Raw genomic sequence first — 17,015 nt, 5'->3', positions numbered from 1 at the left:
TCACGGAACGCGTCATTCGACGACGTGGCAACCGGGTGTTTCGGGTCTGCGGTCACTGCCGCCGCTGCCGTCCTCGGCGTGCCCGGAGAGCCGGCTGTCCGAGGAGCGCGGCCCGGTCGGAGGCCCGCCGCCGCAGAAGAAGCGCCGCTGGCCGCCCGGCCGAAGATTCTTCTGTTCCACCCGCTGTGGCACGCTGCGGCCGGGGGAGCCGTGTCGCTCCCGGCCGTGCGACGGCCCCGTGCTCGGCGCGTATATGAGATGTAGATGGAGCCCTGCGATAGTCGGTCGCAGAACGACTCGCAAGCCAGGTGTCACCCACGGGCTCCTGGACGAACAGACAGGGGTCTCCCGTGCAGCGCATCCAGAAGTCCGTCACGCACCGTCTGGCCTTCCTTGTTCCCGCCGTCCTGGCCGCCGTCCTGGCCGTCCTGGGAACCGTGGCCGACGCGGGCCACTCCGGTGACGCGCGACTGGCTTCTTCGGCCGACCGGTCCGACAAGGGGACCACGGAGTTCAACTCCAAGGCCTGACAGCGTCCGGGTGCGGGCGGGCGGTGGGACCGGGGTGTCCCCCTCGGCGGCACCGCCCGCCCACTGGGACGACGACGGCGGCACCGCCCGCTCACTGGGACGACGACCCGGTCGCCGTTCCACAAGACCGCCGACGAGCGCCGACGAGTGCTGTCAGGATCCCCGAAAAGGGCCGCCCGGTGCGATCTCCGGCTCAGACTGCCGGAAGCGGGGCAGCGGCGGTGTCCACGATCAGGCGCGCATGCGCGGCCTCGGGCAGTCCGGCCCGGGTGAAGACCTCCAGCGCCTCGCGGGAATGTGTCAGCGCGTCGTCACGGTGGCCGGCGTCGAGCGAGATGCGGGCGTGGATCAGCAGGGCGTAGCCCTGGTCCCGGTAGCGGTCGGGCACGGTGCGAAGGTGGGCCACCGCTTTGGCCGCCGCGTCCAGCGCGGGCTCGGTGCGGCCGAGACCGTTCAGGGTGTCCGCGTACCGGTAGCGTGCCTGTGCCTGCTGGCCCGGTATCCGTACGGTTTCGCAGAGGTCGAGGCACTCCTCGTAGCTGGCCAGCGCCTCGTGCAGGCGGCCCAGTTCGTGCAGGGCCTGGCCGCGGACGCACAGCGCGTGTGCGACACCGTGGTAGTCCGCCAGCGCGCGCAGCGCGTCCAGCGCCTCCTCGCAGGCGGGCAGCGCCTCGTCGGCGCGACCGCCGCGGATCCTGGCCAGTGCGGCGTTGAGCGTGATGGTCAGCGCGCCTGAGCGGTGCCCCTGCTCCCGGGCCAGGGCGAACGCCCGGTCGAAGCACTCGGCCGCGTCGTCGTAGCGCTGCTCGAACTGGGCGATGACGCCCAGGTCGTTGTACGCCTGCTGGAGGATGGCGCGGTCGCCGGCCTGGAGGCACGCCTCCACCGCCATGTGGGAGTTGGCGCGAGCCCGGGTCAACTGGGTGGCCTGGAGGGCCGCGTTGCCGCAGATGAAACGGGCGCGACCGGCCGCGCGGTGGTTCCCGCTCAGCGCCGCGGCCCGGGCGAGCGCCTCGGCGGTGACGGCTATGCGTGCGTAGGGAATGTCCTGACCGAACGAGCTGAGGGCCACCAGGAGGTCGGCGGCCACCGTCAGCAGCTCCGTTTCGGCGCCGTCCTGCCGTCGGAGCGCGAGCTGGACGGCATGGAGCGCGAAGTCGAACTCTGCGACGACCCAGGCCCGGGCCTCGGCCAGGTCCCCGAGCCGTTCGTCGCCCGGCTCCGCGGTCGTGGCGGTGATCGTGCTGTGCACCGGGTCCCCGGGCACGATTCGCTGGAAAGCCTCGGCGGCCATTCCCATCAGGTGGTGGAGCAGGCGACGCTGCACCGCGGAGTCCGCCTCGTCCGGGGGATCGGTGTGCGGTCCGGTCAGGTTCAGCGCGAAGTCCCGGCCGAGTTCGTGATGCCGGTACCGGCCTGGTTCCGGCGATTCGAGCAGCGCGGCGTCGACCAGCGCTTCCAGCAGCGTCTCCGCGTCCGCCTCCGCCAGGTCCAGCGCCGCGGCCGCGGCGGCCAGGCCGATGCTCGGCCGGGCCACGGGTGCCAGCCGGCGGAACACCGCCGCCTGTCGGTCCGTCAGCTGGCGGTAGCTGAGTTCGAAGACGGCGGCGACTGCCAGGTCGTCGGCCCGCAGCTCGGCCAGTCGTCGCCGTTGGTCGGCCAGCCGGACCACGAGGTGTGCCACCGTCCAGCCCGGCCGGGCCGCCAGCCGTGCGGCCACGATGCGCACCGCGAGCGGCAGCTGGGCGCAGGCGCCGACGAGCGCGGCCGCGGCGGCCCCTTCCCGGTCGACCCGCTCCGGGCCCACGATCTGCCTCAGCAGGCCCAGGGCTTCCGCCGGGCTGAACTCCGTCAGCTGGACGTGGCTGCCCGACAGCAGGCCGGCGAGGCGGGCCCGGCTGGTCACCACCACCGCGCAGCGGGCGGACCCCGGGAGCAGGGGTTTGACCTGGGCGGTGTCGCGCGCGTCGTCGAGCAGGAGGAGCACCCGGCGTCCGTCGAGGACTGTCCGGAACAGCCGGGCCCGGTCCTCCAACGAGCCGGGTATCTCCCGCCGGGGCACCCCCAGGGCGGACAGGAGACTGGCCAGCACCGTTCCCGGATCGGCCGGGTCCGTGCCGGTGCCGCGCAGGTCGGCGTAGAGCTGGCCGTCGGGGAACTCCTCCTTGACCTGATGCGCCGCCCGCAGGGCCAGCGCGCTCTTGCCGATGCCGCCCATCCCGCTGACGGTGGCGACGGCCAGGGCGGTGCGGTCCCGGTCGGCGAGGGCGTCCGACAGGGCGGCGAGTTCGGCGGTCCGGCCAGTGAAGTCGGCGATGCCGGCGGGGAGTTGGGCCGGGCGGACGAAGGGGCCCGGACCTGGCTCCCCGGCGTCACCGGCCTCCGCCCGCGCCGGCGCCGCCCCGGTGCCGGCGGGTGCCGGTACCGGGGCGACCAGTTCGGGGTCGCAGGCCAGGATCCGGCCGTGCAACGCGCGGAGTTCGGGGCCCGGGTCCAGCCCGAGTTGGTCCGCCAACACCTCGCGCGCCCTGGCGAACACGGCCAGGGCGTCGCCCTGACGCCCGGCAGCGTACAGCGCGCGCATCAGGAGCCCGTACGGCCGCTCGCGCAGCGGCTCCTCGTGGATGAAGCCGGTCAGTTCAGGGACTGCCTGGGCGTGCCGCCCGAGCAGGACGTCGAGGTCGAAGCGCTCCTCCAGCAGGTGGAGGCGCAGCTCGGACAGGCGGGAGCGCTGGTTCTGCGCGAACGGCCCCGGAACCCCCGCCAGCGGCTCTCCCCGCCACAGCGAAACGGCCTCGGCCAGCGACTCGGCGGACGCGTCGTAGCGGCCCGCCTCGCGAGCGCGCGCCGCGTCGGCGGCCAGCTGTTCGACCCGGTAGGCGTCGACCGACGCCGGCGGCACCGCGAGCCGATAGCCGTCGTTCGCGGACGCCAGCACCTGCGGATCGCGGCCACCGGCCTCCAGGAGCTTGCGCAGCCGCCACACGTACGTCCGCAGGATCATCACTGCGGATTCCGGTGCCGCCTCGCCCCACACGGCGGTGATCAGTTCGTGCACGGGAACCACATGGCCCGAACGGAGAGCCAGCGCGGCCAGGGTCGCCTGCTGCTGCGGCGGGCCACCGGACACGACGGGCCCGCCGATGCGTATGCCCACAGGTCCGAGCACGAAGAATTCCACAGTCCCCCCGAGGCCGCACAGCTCTCACCGGCGGCTGGTCTCCAGTTCTGGGTGCACGCCGGTGTACGGGACGTCATCCTAAGGGTCAAGATCATGACATTGGCAGGCCACCCGTCGGGCGGGTCCTGCTCACGGCCCGGGAACGGTCAGACCCAGCCGAGCCGGGCCGCGCGCAGGCCGGCCTCGAAGCGGCTGCGGGCGCCGAGCCGCTCGATGAGCGACGCCATGATCCGCCGGGCGGTGCGGGCCGAGATGTGCAGTTGGCCCGCGGCGGACTCGTCGGTGTGGCCCTGCGCGAGCAGAGCCAGCAGACAACGTTCCTGCTCGTTCGGCACGTACGAGGCGTCGGACGTGTCGCTGCCGAGTGGTACGGCCGCTCCCCACTCCCGCTCGAACAGGGCGAGCAGCGGGGCGATCATGCCCGGTGCGGAGAGGAAGAGCGCGCCCTTGCGGCTGTCCTCAGGATCGATCGGCACCAGGGCGTACGCCCGGTCGACCACCACCATGCGGGTCGGCAGCGCGGCGGCCGTACGGAACTCACCGCCCCGCCCGACCAGCGCGCGGGTGTAGCGCAAGGTCGCGGCGTCGCCGCGGACGGAGTCCAGGCCGATGGTGCGGATCGCCACGCCACGCTGCAGGACGAGGGCGTCGTTGTGCAGGGCGGCCTCCAGCGAGGCGGGGGACTGGGGCCCGCCGGGCATGAAGGTCAGGATCTCGTTCCCGGCCTCCAGGGCCAGACGCTCCAGCCGCCGCTGCACCGCGTCGAGTCCGGCCAGCCGCTCGACACCGTCCGCCTGCTGGGCGCCGCCGCCCGCGCCGGCCAGGATCCTGATCAGGGCCTGCTGGCTGCCTGCCGCCTGGCGGTGGCTCCGGACCAGTTCCTCGTGCTGCTGCTCCAGCAGCCGCTTCATTCCGAGGACCGGGTCCACGACGGTGAACCTGCTGGGGGTCTCGAAGGACGCCTGGACCAACTGCAGCGCGAACAGCCTGTCGAGGCAGTCGCGGATGCGGTCGGGCCCGACGTCCAGCTTGGCCGCGAGCTCGTCCACGCCCAGCGCCGTGTGGCTGAGCATCTCTTCGTACACCGTCTGGTCCAGCGTCTCCAGGCAGAGCGTCACGGACACCGCCTTCCCTCCTGTGGTCACCCGGTGGATCTGCGTCCAGCCTGCACGCCGGGCATCTACGAGCGATACACGCCCGGGTCTACACAGGTGAGCGGGTGTCACAAAGCGGCCTGGACGGTTTTGCCGGTCCTGGACCCGTTCCCCCGGAGGAATCCGGGCGGCAAGGATGGACACGTCGCTCCGGCCGGTGCCGGGCGCCCGCCGGGGGCTCACCCGGCCACCTCTCTCCCACTTCCGATGAGGGCACCGCCATGACTTCTCGCATCCACGTCGTCCGTGCGGCCTGCGCCGCTGCCATCATCCTGGCGACCGCCGTCGCCGGGCAGTCCGGTGGGCAGTCCGGTGGGCAGGAGCACCCGCAGGTGCACGCCACGGGGGCGCTCCACGCGGCAGGACCGGCCGTGGCCGCCGACGGCCTCATCTGGGACTGACGCAGCCCGGCGTGGAGCTGACCCTCATCGCCCTCACCCCTGCCGACCCGGTCGCGGTCCGCCCGCCGGACCGCCGCCAGATCATCGACCTGCTCTGGGCCGCGGCAGCCCCCGGGGAACGCCTGGAGCACGTCAGCGTGCAGGTTCGCCCGCACGGCATCCGCCTCGGGATGTTCACCGTGGCGACGCCCGGACTGACCGCCAGAGCCGCCGCGCTGGCCATCTGCCGCCGCGCGCTCGCGATCTCACCTCCGCTCAGCGGCTGGCGCATCGCCGACGCCCCATCCCTTCGACAAGACGTCATCCGTCACAAGACGCAACAGGAGCATCCGTGACCAACCCCTTCGAGGACGAGGACGCCACCTACCTCGTCCTGGTCAACGAGGAGAACCAGCACTCCCTGTGGCCCGCCTCCCTCGCGGTCCCCCCGGGCTGGACGGCCACCCACGGCCCGGCCGGACGGCAGGACTGCCTGGACCACATCGAGAACACCTGGACCGACCTGCGCCCGGCGAGCCTGATCGCCGCCCTCAAGGAGGCGTGATCCGATGCCGACCCAGCGCACCGCCCGTCCCCGGCACTACCTGATGTGCCGCCCCTCCCACTTCACCGTCGACTACCGCATCAACCCGTGGATGGATCCGGCCAAGCCGACCGACACGGCGCTGGCCGTCCTGCAGTGGGAGCGGCTCTACGCCCTCTACCAGGAGCTCGGTCACACCGTCGAACTGGTGGAACCCGTACCCGGCCTGCCCGACATGGTCTACTCCGCCAATGGCGCCACGGTCCTGAACGGCCGTGTTCTGGTGGCCAGGTTCCGGCACGCCGAACGCGCCGCCGAGGCGCCCGCCTACCAGGCGTGGTTCGAGCGGCACGGCTACACCGAGGTGCACACCGCCCGCCACGTCAACGAGGGCGAGGGCGACTACCTGGTCGCCGGCGACCGGATCCTGGCCGGCACCGGCTTCCGCACCGACCCGGCCGCGCACGCCGAGGCCGAGCAGGTGCTGGGCGTCCCGGTGGTGAGCCTGACCCTGGTGGACCCACGCTTCTACCACCTGGACACCGCGCTCGCCGTGCTCGACGACGACGAGATCATGTACTTCCCGGGCGCCTTCTCGCCGGAGTCCCGCGAGATCCTGCGCGAGCTGTACCCCGACGCGCTCCTCGCCACCGAGGCCGACGCCGAGGCCTTCGGGCTGAACGCGATCTCCGACGGGCGCCACGTGCTGCTGTCCCAGACCGCGCGCGACCTCATGGACCGGCTGGCCGAGCGCGGGTTCGAGCCGATCGGCGTCGACCTCTCCGAGCTGTTCAAGGGCGGCGGCAGCGTCAAGTGCTGCACCCTGGAGCTGCGCCACGCCGCACCGGCCCCGGGCGGTGTGCGATGACCGGCGTACCGACGGACAGCTCACCGGTGAGCGACGCCCCCCGGGGCAGCGCCCTCGACTGGCGCACGGAACCGGGTGCCCCCGCCACCGTCCAGGCACCCGAGCTGGCCGACGCGGCCGAAGCCCGCGCCTGGCTCGCGGACCACCACGACGACCTGCGGGCCGGACTGCACCGTCACGGGGCGGTGTACCTGCGCGGGCTGCCGGTCCGCAGCGTGGAGGACTTCGCCCTGGTCCGCGACGAGCTCATTCCGCGGGCGACCCCGTACCGGGAGAAGGCCACTCCGCGCAGCGACTTCGGCGGCGGGGTCTTCTCCTCCACGGACCTGCCCGCCGGGCAGGCGATCAGGCCGCACAACGAGAACAGCTACACCCTGACCTTCCCGGGGCTGCTGCTCTTCGGCTGCCTGACCGCGCCCGAGGAGGGCGGCGCCACCCCGGTCGCCGACTGCCGCGAGGTGCTGCGCGCCCTTCCGGCCGAGCTGGTCGAGCGGATGCGCGCGTCCGGCTGGATCCTGACCCGCACCTACTCGGAAAGCCTCTCGGTCGCCTGGCAGTCCGCGTTCGGGACGGAGTCCCCCGAGCAGGTCGAGAAGTACTGTGCCGAGAACCACATCTCCTGCGCCTGGGGCGCGGACGGCCGTCTGCGCACCAGCCAGGTGCGGCCCGGGATCGTCCGGCACCCGCACACCGGAGAGGAGGTCTGGTTCAGCCACCTGGCGTTCTGGAGCCAGTTCTCCCTGGATGACGAGATCCGCGAAGTCCTGCTGGACGAACTCGGGCCGGACGGGCTTCCGTTCAACACCGGGCTCGGCGACGGTATCCCGCTGACGGCGGCGGACCTGGAGAGCATCAACACCGCGTACGAGAACGCCACCGTGCGCCGCGCCTGGCAGCCGGGCGACCTCCTGCTGGTCGACAACGTCCTGACCGCGCACGCCCGCGACCCCTTCCGGGGCGAACGCCGGATCGTGGTCGCCATGGGCGAGCCGGTCTCGGTGTACGACTGCGCACCGACCGTCGCCCCGCGCGCGACCGCCGCCACGGCGGTGTCCCATGGCTGACCCGCAGACCCTGGTGCGCCGGTTCGTGCAGAGCACCCGGTCGTTCCCGGACCGGGCCGCGGTGCACGGCGCCGACGGGACCCTCACCTTCGCCGAACTGGGCGAGCGCACGGCCCGGCTGGCCGGGGCGCTGCGCGCGCTCGGCATCGGCCGTGGCGACCGGGTGGGGGTGAGCGTGCCCAGGGGAACGGACTGGGTCGTGGCACCCCTGGCCGTATGGCGGGCGGGCGCCGCCTACGTGCCGCTCGATCCGGCGTACCCCGACGACCGGCTCGCCTTCGTCGCCGCCGACGCCGGACTGCGCGCGGTGATCTCGGACACCGGCCGGCCCCCGTGGTCGGACGGTCTGCCGGTGCTGAGCCCCTACCAGCCGGGCCGGCCGGACGAGGAACCGGACGACGTCGTGGGCGACTCGCCCGCCCCTGCGTACGTCATCTACACCTCGGGGTCGACCGGACGCCCCAAGGGGGTGGAGGTCGCGCACGCGAGCGTCGCCGCCCTGGTGGCGGGCCTGGAGGAGCGCGGCGTCTACCCGGCCGGGCACCGGGTGGTCGGATGGAACGCCAGCCTGTCCTTCGACGCGTCCGTACAGCAGTGGGTCAGGGTCTGCCGAGGCGACACCCTGGTCGTCCTGACCGACGAGGACCGCACCGACCCCGGCCGGCTGGACGCGCTGCTCGACGAGCACGCCGTGACGGACCTCGACTCCACCCCGTCCCACTGGCAGCTGATCGGTCCGCGGCTGCGGCCCGGCCGGGCCCTGCGGCTGCTGCTCGGCGGCGAGCCGGTGCCTGAGCAGCTGTGGCGGTCGCTGGCCCGGGCGGAGTCGCTGGAGGCGTGGAACCTCTATGGTCCGACCGAATGCACCGTCGATGCCACCGCGACCCGCATCACCGGGGACGCCCCACGCCTCGGCGACGGCCTGGCCCACGTGCGCGCCCATGTGCTCGACGGCGCGCTCAGGCCCGTCACCACGGGAGAGCTGTACCTGGCGGGTCCGGCCGTGGCCGTCGGGTACGTCGGGCGGCCGGGACTGACCGCCGAGCGGTTCGTCGCGGATCCGTTCGCCGCCGACGGCACCCGGATGTACCGCACCGGGGACGAAGTCCGGCGCCGGCCGGACGGCGCACTGGAGTTCCTCGGCCGCACCGACCGCCAGATCAAGATTCGCGGGTTCCGGGTGGAGCCCGGCGAGTTGGAGGACCGGCTGCGCGCACACCCCCACGTCACCGCCGCCGTTGCCGTGCTGCGCTCGGGCCCGGACGGGGACACCTTCCTCGCGGCCTACTACGTCGCGGCACCGGGAGGGACGGTGAGCGGCGACGAACTGCGTGCCCACTGTGCCGCCACGCTGCCCGGGCACCTCGTACCGTCCGTCCTCGTGCAGATGGACGCGCTGCCCCTGACCCCCAACGGCAAGGTGGACACCGCCGCGCTGCCCGCCGTCACGTCGGTGCCGGACACCGCCGCACAGCCTCTCCGGACCGAGCTCGAACGGCTGATCGCCGACGTCTGGGCCGATGTGCTCGGCCGCGAAACCGTCCACGCGGACGAGAACTTCTTCGCCCTCGGCGGCCACTCGCTGGTGGCGCTGCGGGTGGTCTCCCGCCTCAAGCGGGACGCCGGGATCGTGCTGCGGACCAAGGACGTCTACCGGTTCCCCCGGCTGAGGGACCTGGCCCGCCACGCGGAGTCGGTCCGTGCGGGAGCGGCCTCGTGAGCGCCCCGGACACCACCGTGGTGCGCCTGAAGCACAGCCGCGACCCGGCCCGCACCCTGGTGTGCCTCGGCTTCTGCGGCGGCGGCACCGCGACCTACCACTCCTGGATCCCGGCGCTGCCGCACGACGTCGACCTGGTGGCGATCTGCTACCCGGGGCGTGAAGGGCGCTTCGCCGAGGAGTACGCGCAGACCTGGACCGAGCTCGCTGCGGACACCGCGCGGGGCGTCGCCTCGGTCGCGGCGCAGGGACCGTACGTCCTGTTCGGCCACAGCATGGGCGGCTGGATGGCCTTCGACGTCACCGCCCGGCTCGCGGCGGCGGGCGTCCCCGCGCCACAGGCGCTGGTCGTCTCCGCCTGCAACGCCCCGGACCGGGGGGTGACCGACCGGGACCGCTTCCTGGCCCAGGGGCAGGGCGACGACGAACTGCTCGACTGGATGCGCACCCACGGCCTGCTGCCCGATCACGTCCTCGATGAACCCGAACTCACCGAAATGGCAGTGGAGTTGATGCGCGCTGACCTGTGCGCCCGGGACACCTTCCGCTACACCCCGGGAACCCGGATCGACGTGCCGCTCCAGGTGTTCTCCGGCGACCGGGACCCGGTGATCGGGGACGACGTCGCCTCCCGCTGGGCGGGCCTGACCAGCGGCGCGTTCCGCCACGACGTCCTGCCGGGAGGTCACTTCTACACACCCGAGACCTGGCGCGACCTCCCGGCCCGGATCGCCTCGCTCACGTCTCCCGCCACCGCCGCCCTCTGACGAACGGCCCAACCATGACCTTCTCTCCCGCATTCGGCATCAGCCATGTCGAGTTCCACGTCGCCGACGTCGACTCGGCCGCGGCCGAGCTGACCGACCGCTACGGCTTCCGCCTGGTAGCCCGCGCCTCCTGCGCGCAGGCGCAGTCCCTCGCACTGCGCCAGGGCCGCATCGTCCTCGTCCTCACTCAGGCCCGCTCGCCGCACCACCCGGGCGCCGGCTACGTCCTGGCCCACGGCGACGGCGTGGCCGACATCGCGCTGACCGTGGCCGACGTACCCGCCGTCTTCGACGAGGCGGTCTCCCGCGGGGCGGTGCCGCTCGCCGTGCCGCGCCGCCACCCCGACGGCCGGACCACGGCGGTGCTGGCCGGCTTCGGCGACGTGGTGCACACGCTCGTCGATCCCGGGCCCACCGTACTCCCGCCGGGCTTCACCGCGCTGCCGGACGCCGCGCAGGACCGCGGCGACGAACTCCTGGAGGAAATCGACCACTTCGCCGTCTGCCTGCCGTCCGGGGAACTGGAGCGCACGGTGGACTTCTACACGCGGGTGCTCGGCTTCCGCATGATCTTCCAGGAGCTGATCAGGGTCGGTGCCCAGGCCATGGACTCCAAGGTGGTGCAGAGCGCCTCCGGCGAGGTCACCCTGACCCTGATAGAGCCCGACACGAGCGCCGTGCCCGGCCAGATCGACCGCTTCCTGGCCGAACACGGCGGCGCCGGCGTCCAGCACGTGGCCTTCGCCTCCCGCGACATCGTCCGGGCCGTCGGCACGCTGCGCGAGCGCGGCGTCGAGTTCCTGAGCGTCCCCGACGCCTACTACACGATGCTCGCCGACCGTCTCGAACTGACCCGGCACAGCACCTCCGAGCTGCACGGGATCAGCGTCCTGGTCGACGAGGACCACGACGGCCAGCTGTTCCAGATCTTCACCCGCTCCACTCATCCAAGGCGCACGCTGTTCCACGAGGTGATCGAGCGCTTCGGCGCCCGCACCTTCGGCAACGGCAACATCAAGGCGCTGTACGAAGCCGTCGAGGCGGAGCGCCTGAGCGCCGGGGCGGTGCCGCGGTGAGCGCTCACGGCACGGGCCGCGACCCCGTACGGCTGGAGGAGTTCGCCGAACTCGCCCGCCGGACACTGCCCCGGGAGGTCTGGGACTTCATCGAGGGCGGCAGCGGCGAGGAACTGACCCTGGCCGCCAACCGCGCCGCACTGGACCGGATCGGGATCGTACCCCGGGTCCTCGTCGGCGGGACGGGCGGCGACACCGCGACCGAACTCCTGGGCGCCCGTGCGGCCCTGCCGGTCGCCGTCGCACCGATGGCCTACCAGCGGCTGGCCCACCCCGAGGGCGAACTCGCCACCGCCCGCGCGGCCGCGGCCGCGGGCGTGCCGTTCACCGTGAGCACGCTGAGCAGCCAACCGGTCGAGGCCGTCACCGCGCTGGGCGGCACCACCTGGTTCCAGCTCTACTGCCAGCAGGACCCGGCGGCCACGACCGAACTGGTCCGGCGCGCCGAGGAAGCCGGCTGCGCGGCGTTGATGGTCACGGTGGACGTGCCCTCGATGGGCCGACGGCTGCGCGACCTGTCCAACGGCTTCGCGCTGCCCTCCGACGTGACGGCCGTCCAACTCGACCCGGCCGGCACCCGCCGGGCCCGGGAGCGGCAGCCCGGTGTCTCGGCCGTGGCGCAACACACGGCCGAGACCTTCGCCCGCTCCCTGGGCTGGGACGATCTCGCCCGGCTCCGCGGCGAGACGCGGCTGCCCCTGATCATCAAGGGGATCCTCGATCCGGGCGACGCCGCCACCGCCGCCTCCGTCGGCGCCGACGCCATCGTCGTCTCCAACCACGGCGGCCGCCAACTGGACGGCGCGGTGGCCAGCGTGGACATGCTGCCCGCCGTATGCGAAGCCGTCCCCGCCCGCTGCCACGTGCTGCTGGACAGCGGGATCCGCAGCGGCACCGACGTCCTCAAGGCCCTGGCACTCGGCGCGAGCGGCGTCCTGCTGGGCCGGCCCGTCCTGTGGGGCCTGGCCGCCGACGGCGAGCAGGGGGTGAGCCGGGTCCTGCGCCTGCTGCGCACCGAGCTGCGCCTCGCCCTGGAGCTGTCCGGCTGCACCGGCCCGGCCGACGCACCGTGGCTCTCGCTCCGGGGGGCGGCCCGATGACCGCACCCGCGGTACTGGACCGCGCGGATCTGCACGCCTCGCTCGCCGACCCCGCCCTGCTGTCGATGAACTTCCTCAACGAGGTGGCGGGCCGCTTCCCCGAGGCGGTCTCCTTCGCCCCGGGCCGGCCCACCGAGGACCTCTTCGACCCGGCCGATCTGCACCGCTACCTCGACACCTACCGCCGCCATCTGGCCGAGCACAAGGGCTACGACGAGGCCCGGGTACGGCGGGAGCTGTTCCAGTACGGCCGTACCAAGGGAATCGTCCACGAACTCATCGCCCGGCAGCTCGAACGGGACGAGGGCATCACCGTGGACCCGGAGGCCATCGTGGTCACCGTGGGCGCCCAGGAGGCACTGTGGCTGGTGCTGCGCGCCCTGCGCGCAACCGAACGTGACGTCGTGCTCGCGGTGGACCCCACCTACGTCGGTCTGACCGGCGCCGCCAGCCTGGTGGACCTGCCCGTACGGCCGGTCCACGAAGGCCCCCGGGGTGTCCGCCCCGAGGACGTGCTGGAGCGGATCCGGGAGGTCCGCGCGGCGGGGGAGCGGCCCCGGGCGCTGTACCTGGTGCCCGACTTCTCCAACCCCAGCGGCCACTCCATGGACGTGCCCACCCGTCACCGGCTGCTGGAGATCGCCGCCCAGGAGGACATCCTCCTCCTGGAGGACAACCCCTACGGCTACTTCCAGGCAGCCGAGAGCGCCAGGCCCCCGACGCTGAAGGCGCTCGACACCGGGCAGCGCGTGGTCTACCTCGGGTCGCTGGCGAAGACCTGCTTCCCCGGCGCCCGGGTGGGATTCGCCGTGGCGGACCAGCGCGTCGTGGGCCCGGAGGAGACCCTGCTCGCCGACGAGCTGTCGCGGGCCAAGAGCATGGTCACCGTCAACACCTCGCCGGTGAGCCAGGCCCTGGTGGGAGGCATGCTGCTGGAACACGGCGGCAGCCTGCTGCACGCCAACCGGCGCCAGATCGGCATCTACCGGCGCAACCTCGGCTGTCTCCTCCAGGGCCTGCACCGACGCTTCGCCGAACTGCCCGGGGTGCGCTGGAACACCCCCGCGGGCGGCTTCTTCGTGGTGCTCACCGTGCCGTTCAACGTCACCGACGAACTGCTCGAACACGCCGCCGTACGGCACGGCGTGCTCTTCACCCCGATGCGCCACTTCAGTGACAACGACCGCACCTGCCGCCAACTGCGCCTCTCCTGCAGCTCCTTGACCCCTGACCAGATCGAGACGGGGCTGGACCGGCTGGCCGACCTGATCGCCGAGTGCATCTCGACGCCAGGTGCCTGACCCCGCGACGGACACGACCCGAGAAGGGACTTCCATGTACACCGAAGCGAGCGGTTCACGGCGGTCGCTCATCCACCCCCTGCTCGCCGCCGTCCGCCGCCACCACGCCTCGGTGGCGGTCGTCGACCGCGGCGTCCAGCACACCTACGCCGAACTCGACCAGCTGTCCGCCGAGATCGCCGGCGGCCTCGCCGCCCGCGGCCTGGGACCGGGCAACGTCGTCGCCGTCCACGGCCACCGGTCCTGGACACGCTGCGCCGCCGTGCTCGGCGCCTGGCGGGCCGGAGCCGGCGTGGTCTGCGTCGACCCCGGCATGCCCGCGCCCCGGGCCGCGAAGATCACCCGGTTCAGCGACCTCGTGCTGCGCGCCGACGACGCCGGGCCGACCGGCCCGGACGGCAGCGAGCACACCGTCGACGAGGTGCGCGGCGACCCGCTGGAGGTACCCCGCGAAGGACCGGTCGGCTACGTCATCCCCACTTCGGGATCCACCGGCGAGCCCAAGTCGGTGGCCGTGCCGCCGGGAGTCCTGGCCGCCCTCGGCGACTGGCACGTCCGGCACTGGTCCTACGACCGCCCGCCGCACACCCTGCAGGCGGCGTCCATCGGCTTCGACGTGGGCTACGAGGAACTCGTCGCCACCTGGCTCGCCGGAGCCCGGCTGGTCGTCGTGGACGACCACCAGCGCCAGGACCCCTTCACGCTGATGGACGTGATCCGCGAGCACCGGGTGGCCCGGCTCTTCCTGCCGGTGGTCGGCCTGCACGCGCTGGCCACGGCCGCCGCGTTCGAACCGGACGCGATGCCCGACCTGCGGGAGATCGCCGTGGCGGGCGAGCGCCTGGTCGTCAACGCCGAGGTGCGCAGCTTCTGCGCGTCGGGCGGCATCACCCTGGTCAACGAGTACGGGCCCAGCGAGACCCACGTCGTCACCCAGCACCGGCTGGCGCCCCACCAGGCCGCTGACTGGCCCGACCACCCGCCGATCGGACGCCCGGTCGCCGGAGCGGAACTGCTCCGCCACGCGGACGGCGCGCTGCGGCCCTTCGCCCCGGGCGAGGAGGACGAACTGATGGTCGCCGGCGACAACGTCGGCCTCGGCTACCTCGGCGACCAGGAGCTCACCGACGCCAGGTTCCGCACCCTGCCGCACGACGACGGCACGGCGCGCCGCTGCTACGCCACCGGCGACCTGGTCCGCTTCGACGGCACCGACTTCCACTTCGTGGCACGGGCCGACGACCAGCTCAAGGTGAACGGCTACCGCGTCGAGCCCGGCGAGGTCGAAGCGGTCCTCAACGCGCTGCCGGGCGTGCGCCGGGCCGTGGTGGTGGCCGTGGAGGTCGCCGGCTCCCGCCGGCTCGCCGCCGCCTACACCCCGACGACGACCGACGGCACGCAGCCCGAACTGCTCGCCGCGCACTGCGCCGCGCACCTGCCCGCGTACATGGTGCCCAAACACTTCCACGCGCTGGAGGAACTGCCGGTGACCGCGAACGGAAAGGTCGACCGGGCACGGCTGCGCACGCTGTTCGGCACGGTCCGCACCGCCTGAGAAGCCCGCCACAGAACGAGAACGAGCGAGAACAAGGCAGACAACGATGGAGAACGACGTGACAACGCCGGAGCAGATCCTGTGCGGCGTACTGGCGGACCTGTTCGCGGTACCGCAGGTCCGACCGCAGGACGGCTTCGTCCGGCTGGGCGGCGACAGCATCATCGCCGTCCAGGTCGTCGGTGCCGCCCGCCGGGCCGGACTGGCCGTCACCGTCCGCGACGTGCTGACCCAGCCGGACGTGGCGGCCCTGGCCGCCACCGCCCGACCGCTGGCGCCCGCCCGCCGGGCCGGCGAGGACGACGGCATCGGGCCGATCCGGCCGACGCCGATCATGCACTGGCTTCGCGAGCGCGGCGGACCGGCCGACAGCTACTACCAGTTCCTGGTGGTGCGCACCCCGGCGGAACTGACCGAGGAGGCCGCGCACACGGTGCTGCAGGCCGTCCTCGACCGGCACGACATGCTCCGGCTGCACACGGTCGACGGGGTGCCGCACACCCGGGCGGCCGGCACCGTCAGGGCCGAGGACTGTCTCCTCCGGGTCCGAACGGACGGCGCGGAAACCGCCCGCGAGGTCGAGCGGGAGGTGCACGCGGCCCGGGACCGCCTGTCGACCGAGGACGGCGTGCTCGTCCGGGCCGTCTGGTTCGACGCGGGCCCGGACCGGCCCGGCCGCCTCGCCCTCGTCGTCAACCACCTGGTCGTCGACGGAATCTCCTGGCGGGTGCTGACCGGCGACCTGGCGCAGGCATGGGCGGCGGTCACGGCCGGCCGAGCGCCACGCCTCGATCCCGTGCCCACCTCCTTCCGCCGCTGGTCCGAACTGCTCGCGGCGGAAGCCGCCGACGACCGGAGCGCCGCCGAACTCCCGTACTGGAACGGCGTGCTGCGCCCGGGAACCGACCCCGTCGGCCGCCGCCCCCTCGACCCGGCCCGCGACCACGAGGACCTGGCCGCACACCTCGCCCTGAGCCTTCCCGCCGCCACGGTCAAACCGCTGCTGACGTCGGTGCCCGACCGGCTGGGCGCGGACACCAACGAGCTGCTGCTGACCGGCCTCGCACTCGCCCTGGCCCGCTGGCCCGCCTGCGGGCCGAGCCTCCTGGTGGACCTGGAGGGACACGGCCGCGAGGAGATCCCCGCCGAGGCCGATCTCTCCCGCACGGTCGGCTGGTTCACCACCCTCTTCCCCACCCGCTTCGCGCTGGACGGACTGGACGCACCCGACGCCGTGCACGGCGGCCCCACCGTCGCCCTCGCCCTGCGACGGGTGAAGGAACAGCTGCGCGCGATCCCCCGCAAGGGGCTCGGCTACGGCCTGCTGCGCCATCTCGACCCGCACGCCCGACAGGTGCTGGCCGCCACGGACCCGGCGCAGCTCGGCTTCAACTACCTCGGCCGTTTCGGCGGGGCAGGCGACGCCGACTGGCAGCTGCTGCCCGAGTACGGTGCCCGGCTGGACGCCCCCGGACCCGGCATGCCCATGGCGCACCCCGTCGAGGTCAACGCGTTCGTCCTCGACTCGGCGGACGGGCCCGTCCTGCACGCCGACTGGGCCTGGGCGCAGGGCGTGCTCGACGAGCCGCAGGTACGCGCACTCGCCGAGTCCTGGTTCCGGATGCTCACCGCCCTCGTCGCGTACGCCGCCCGTCCGGACGCCGGCGCCGCGGTCGCCGCCGATCTCACGCTCTCCACGATCGACCAGGACGAGCTGGACGATCTCGCAGCCGCCCTCGACGTCCTCTGACGCACTCCAGAAAGCGAACCCAGCC

General features: G+C 73.3%; 15 protein-coding genes. 13 read left to right on the top strand and 2 right to left on the bottom strand.

The genetic code is table 11. The annotated features are described in order from the left end of the window. The first annotated feature begins 350 nt into the window (after positions 1 to 350). A complete protein-coding gene (locus ACIRYZ_RS37830) occupies positions 351 to 530 on the top strand; it encodes a hypothetical protein (RefSeq protein ID WP_402953014.1) in 180 nt (59 codons plus the stop codon). Positions 531 to 723: 193 nt separating this feature from the next. Here ACIRYZ_RS37830 and ACIRYZ_RS37825 read toward each other — a convergent pair whose 3' ends face one another. Both ACIRYZ_RS37825 and ACIRYZ_RS37820 read right to left on the bottom strand, forming a co-directional pair. Continuing rightward, positions 724 to 3,699 (bottom strand): AfsR/SARP family transcriptional regulator, encoded by a 2,976-nt coding sequence (locus ACIRYZ_RS37825; RefSeq protein WP_402953013.1) that lies wholly within the window; start codon positions 3,697 to 3,699, stop codon positions 724 to 726. Positions 3,700 to 3,857: 158 nt separating this feature from the next. Then, positions 3,858 to 4,835, bottom strand: coding sequence for a LuxR C-terminal-related transcriptional regulator (locus ACIRYZ_RS37820; protein WP_402953012.1), 978 nt, complete (start codon positions 4,833 to 4,835; stop codon positions 3,858 to 3,860). A gap of 251 nt (positions 4,836 to 5,086) precedes the next feature. Here ACIRYZ_RS37820 and ACIRYZ_RS37815 point away from each other — a divergent pair, with 251 nt between their 5' ends. From ACIRYZ_RS37815 to ACIRYZ_RS37760, 12 genes are read left to right on the top strand one after another with little or no spacing between them, the layout of a single operon-like run. Then, positions 5,087 to 5,266 carry a hypothetical protein gene (locus ACIRYZ_RS37815; RefSeq protein WP_402953010.1) on the top strand — a complete coding sequence of 60 codons (180 nt, stop codon included), beginning with the start codon at positions 5,087 to 5,089 and terminating at the stop codon, positions 5,264 to 5,266. 11 nt (positions 5,267 to 5,277) lie between these two features. Then, positions 5,278 to 5,601, top strand: a complete 324-nt coding sequence (locus ACIRYZ_RS37810; RefSeq protein WP_402953008.1) for a hypothetical protein — start codon at positions 5,278 to 5,280, stop codon at positions 5,599 to 5,601. Next, positions 5,598 to 5,810 carry an MbtH family protein gene (locus ACIRYZ_RS37805; protein WP_097239155.1) on the top strand — a complete coding sequence of 71 codons (213 nt, stop codon included), beginning with the start codon at positions 5,598 to 5,600 and terminating at the stop codon, positions 5,808 to 5,810. The genes ACIRYZ_RS37810 and ACIRYZ_RS37805 overlap by 4 nt, the downstream gene beginning before the upstream one ends. A 4-nt stretch (positions 5,811 to 5,814) precedes the next feature. Beyond that, positions 5,815 to 6,657: a dimethylargininase gene (ddaH, locus tag ACIRYZ_RS37800; protein ID WP_402953006.1), complete on the top strand. Its 843-nt coding sequence runs from the start codon at positions 5,815 to 5,817 to the stop codon at positions 6,655 to 6,657. Between the two features lie 26 nt (positions 6,658 to 6,683). Further along, on the top strand, positions 6,684 to 7,721 hold the full coding sequence (locus ACIRYZ_RS37795) for a TauD/TfdA family dioxygenase (protein WP_402953005.1): 1,038 nt from the start codon (positions 6,684 to 6,686) through the stop codon (positions 7,719 to 7,721). Then, positions 7,714 to 9,441, top strand: a complete 1,728-nt coding sequence (locus ACIRYZ_RS37790) for an amino acid adenylation domain-containing protein (RefSeq protein WP_402953003.1) — start codon at positions 7,714 to 7,716, stop codon at positions 9,439 to 9,441. Before ACIRYZ_RS37795 ends, ACIRYZ_RS37790 begins: the two co-directional genes overlap by 8 nt. Then, entirely contained in the window at positions 9,438 to 10,208 is a 771-nt protein-coding gene (locus ACIRYZ_RS37785; RefSeq protein ID WP_402953001.1) for a thioesterase II family protein, read from the top strand. Before ACIRYZ_RS37790 ends, ACIRYZ_RS37785 begins: the two co-directional genes overlap by 4 nt. Before the next feature lie 14 nt (positions 10,209 to 10,222). Next, on the top strand, positions 10,223 to 11,284 hold the full coding sequence (gene hppD, locus ACIRYZ_RS37780; RefSeq protein WP_402953000.1) for a 4-hydroxyphenylpyruvate dioxygenase: 1,062 nt from the start codon (positions 10,223 to 10,225) through the stop codon (positions 11,282 to 11,284). Further along, the gene (locus ACIRYZ_RS37775; RefSeq protein ID WP_402952998.1) at positions 11,281 to 12,384 is read left to right on the top strand and encodes an alpha-hydroxy acid oxidase; all 1,104 of its coding nucleotides are present in this window, start codon (positions 11,281 to 11,283) and stop codon (positions 12,382 to 12,384) included. The genes hppD and ACIRYZ_RS37775 overlap by 4 nt, the downstream gene beginning before the upstream one ends. Next, positions 12,381 to 13,685 carry a PLP-dependent aminotransferase family protein gene (locus ACIRYZ_RS37770; RefSeq protein WP_402952996.1) on the top strand — a complete coding sequence of 435 codons (1,305 nt, stop codon included), beginning with the start codon at positions 12,381 to 12,383 and terminating at the stop codon, positions 13,683 to 13,685. Before ACIRYZ_RS37775 ends, ACIRYZ_RS37770 begins: the two co-directional genes overlap by 4 nt. A 34-nt stretch (positions 13,686 to 13,719) precedes the next feature. Then, positions 13,720 to 15,240, top strand: a complete 1,521-nt coding sequence (locus ACIRYZ_RS37765) for an AMP-binding protein (RefSeq protein ID WP_402952994.1) — start codon at positions 13,720 to 13,722, stop codon at positions 15,238 to 15,240. A 58-nt stretch (positions 15,241 to 15,298) separates the two neighbouring features. Then, positions 15,299 to 16,990, top strand: a complete 1,692-nt coding sequence (locus tag ACIRYZ_RS37760; protein WP_402952992.1) for a condensation domain-containing protein — start codon at positions 15,299 to 15,301, stop codon at positions 16,988 to 16,990. Positions 16,991 to 17,015 lie beyond the last annotated feature (25 nt).

The organism is Kitasatospora sp. NPDC101155 (genome assembly GCF_044768305.1).
Lineage (GTDB): Bacteria > Actinomycetota > Actinomycetes > Streptomycetales > Streptomycetaceae > Kitasatospora.
The sequence above is the reverse complement of the archived record's forward strand: the minus strand, read 5'-3'. Positions and strand labels throughout refer to the sequence as shown.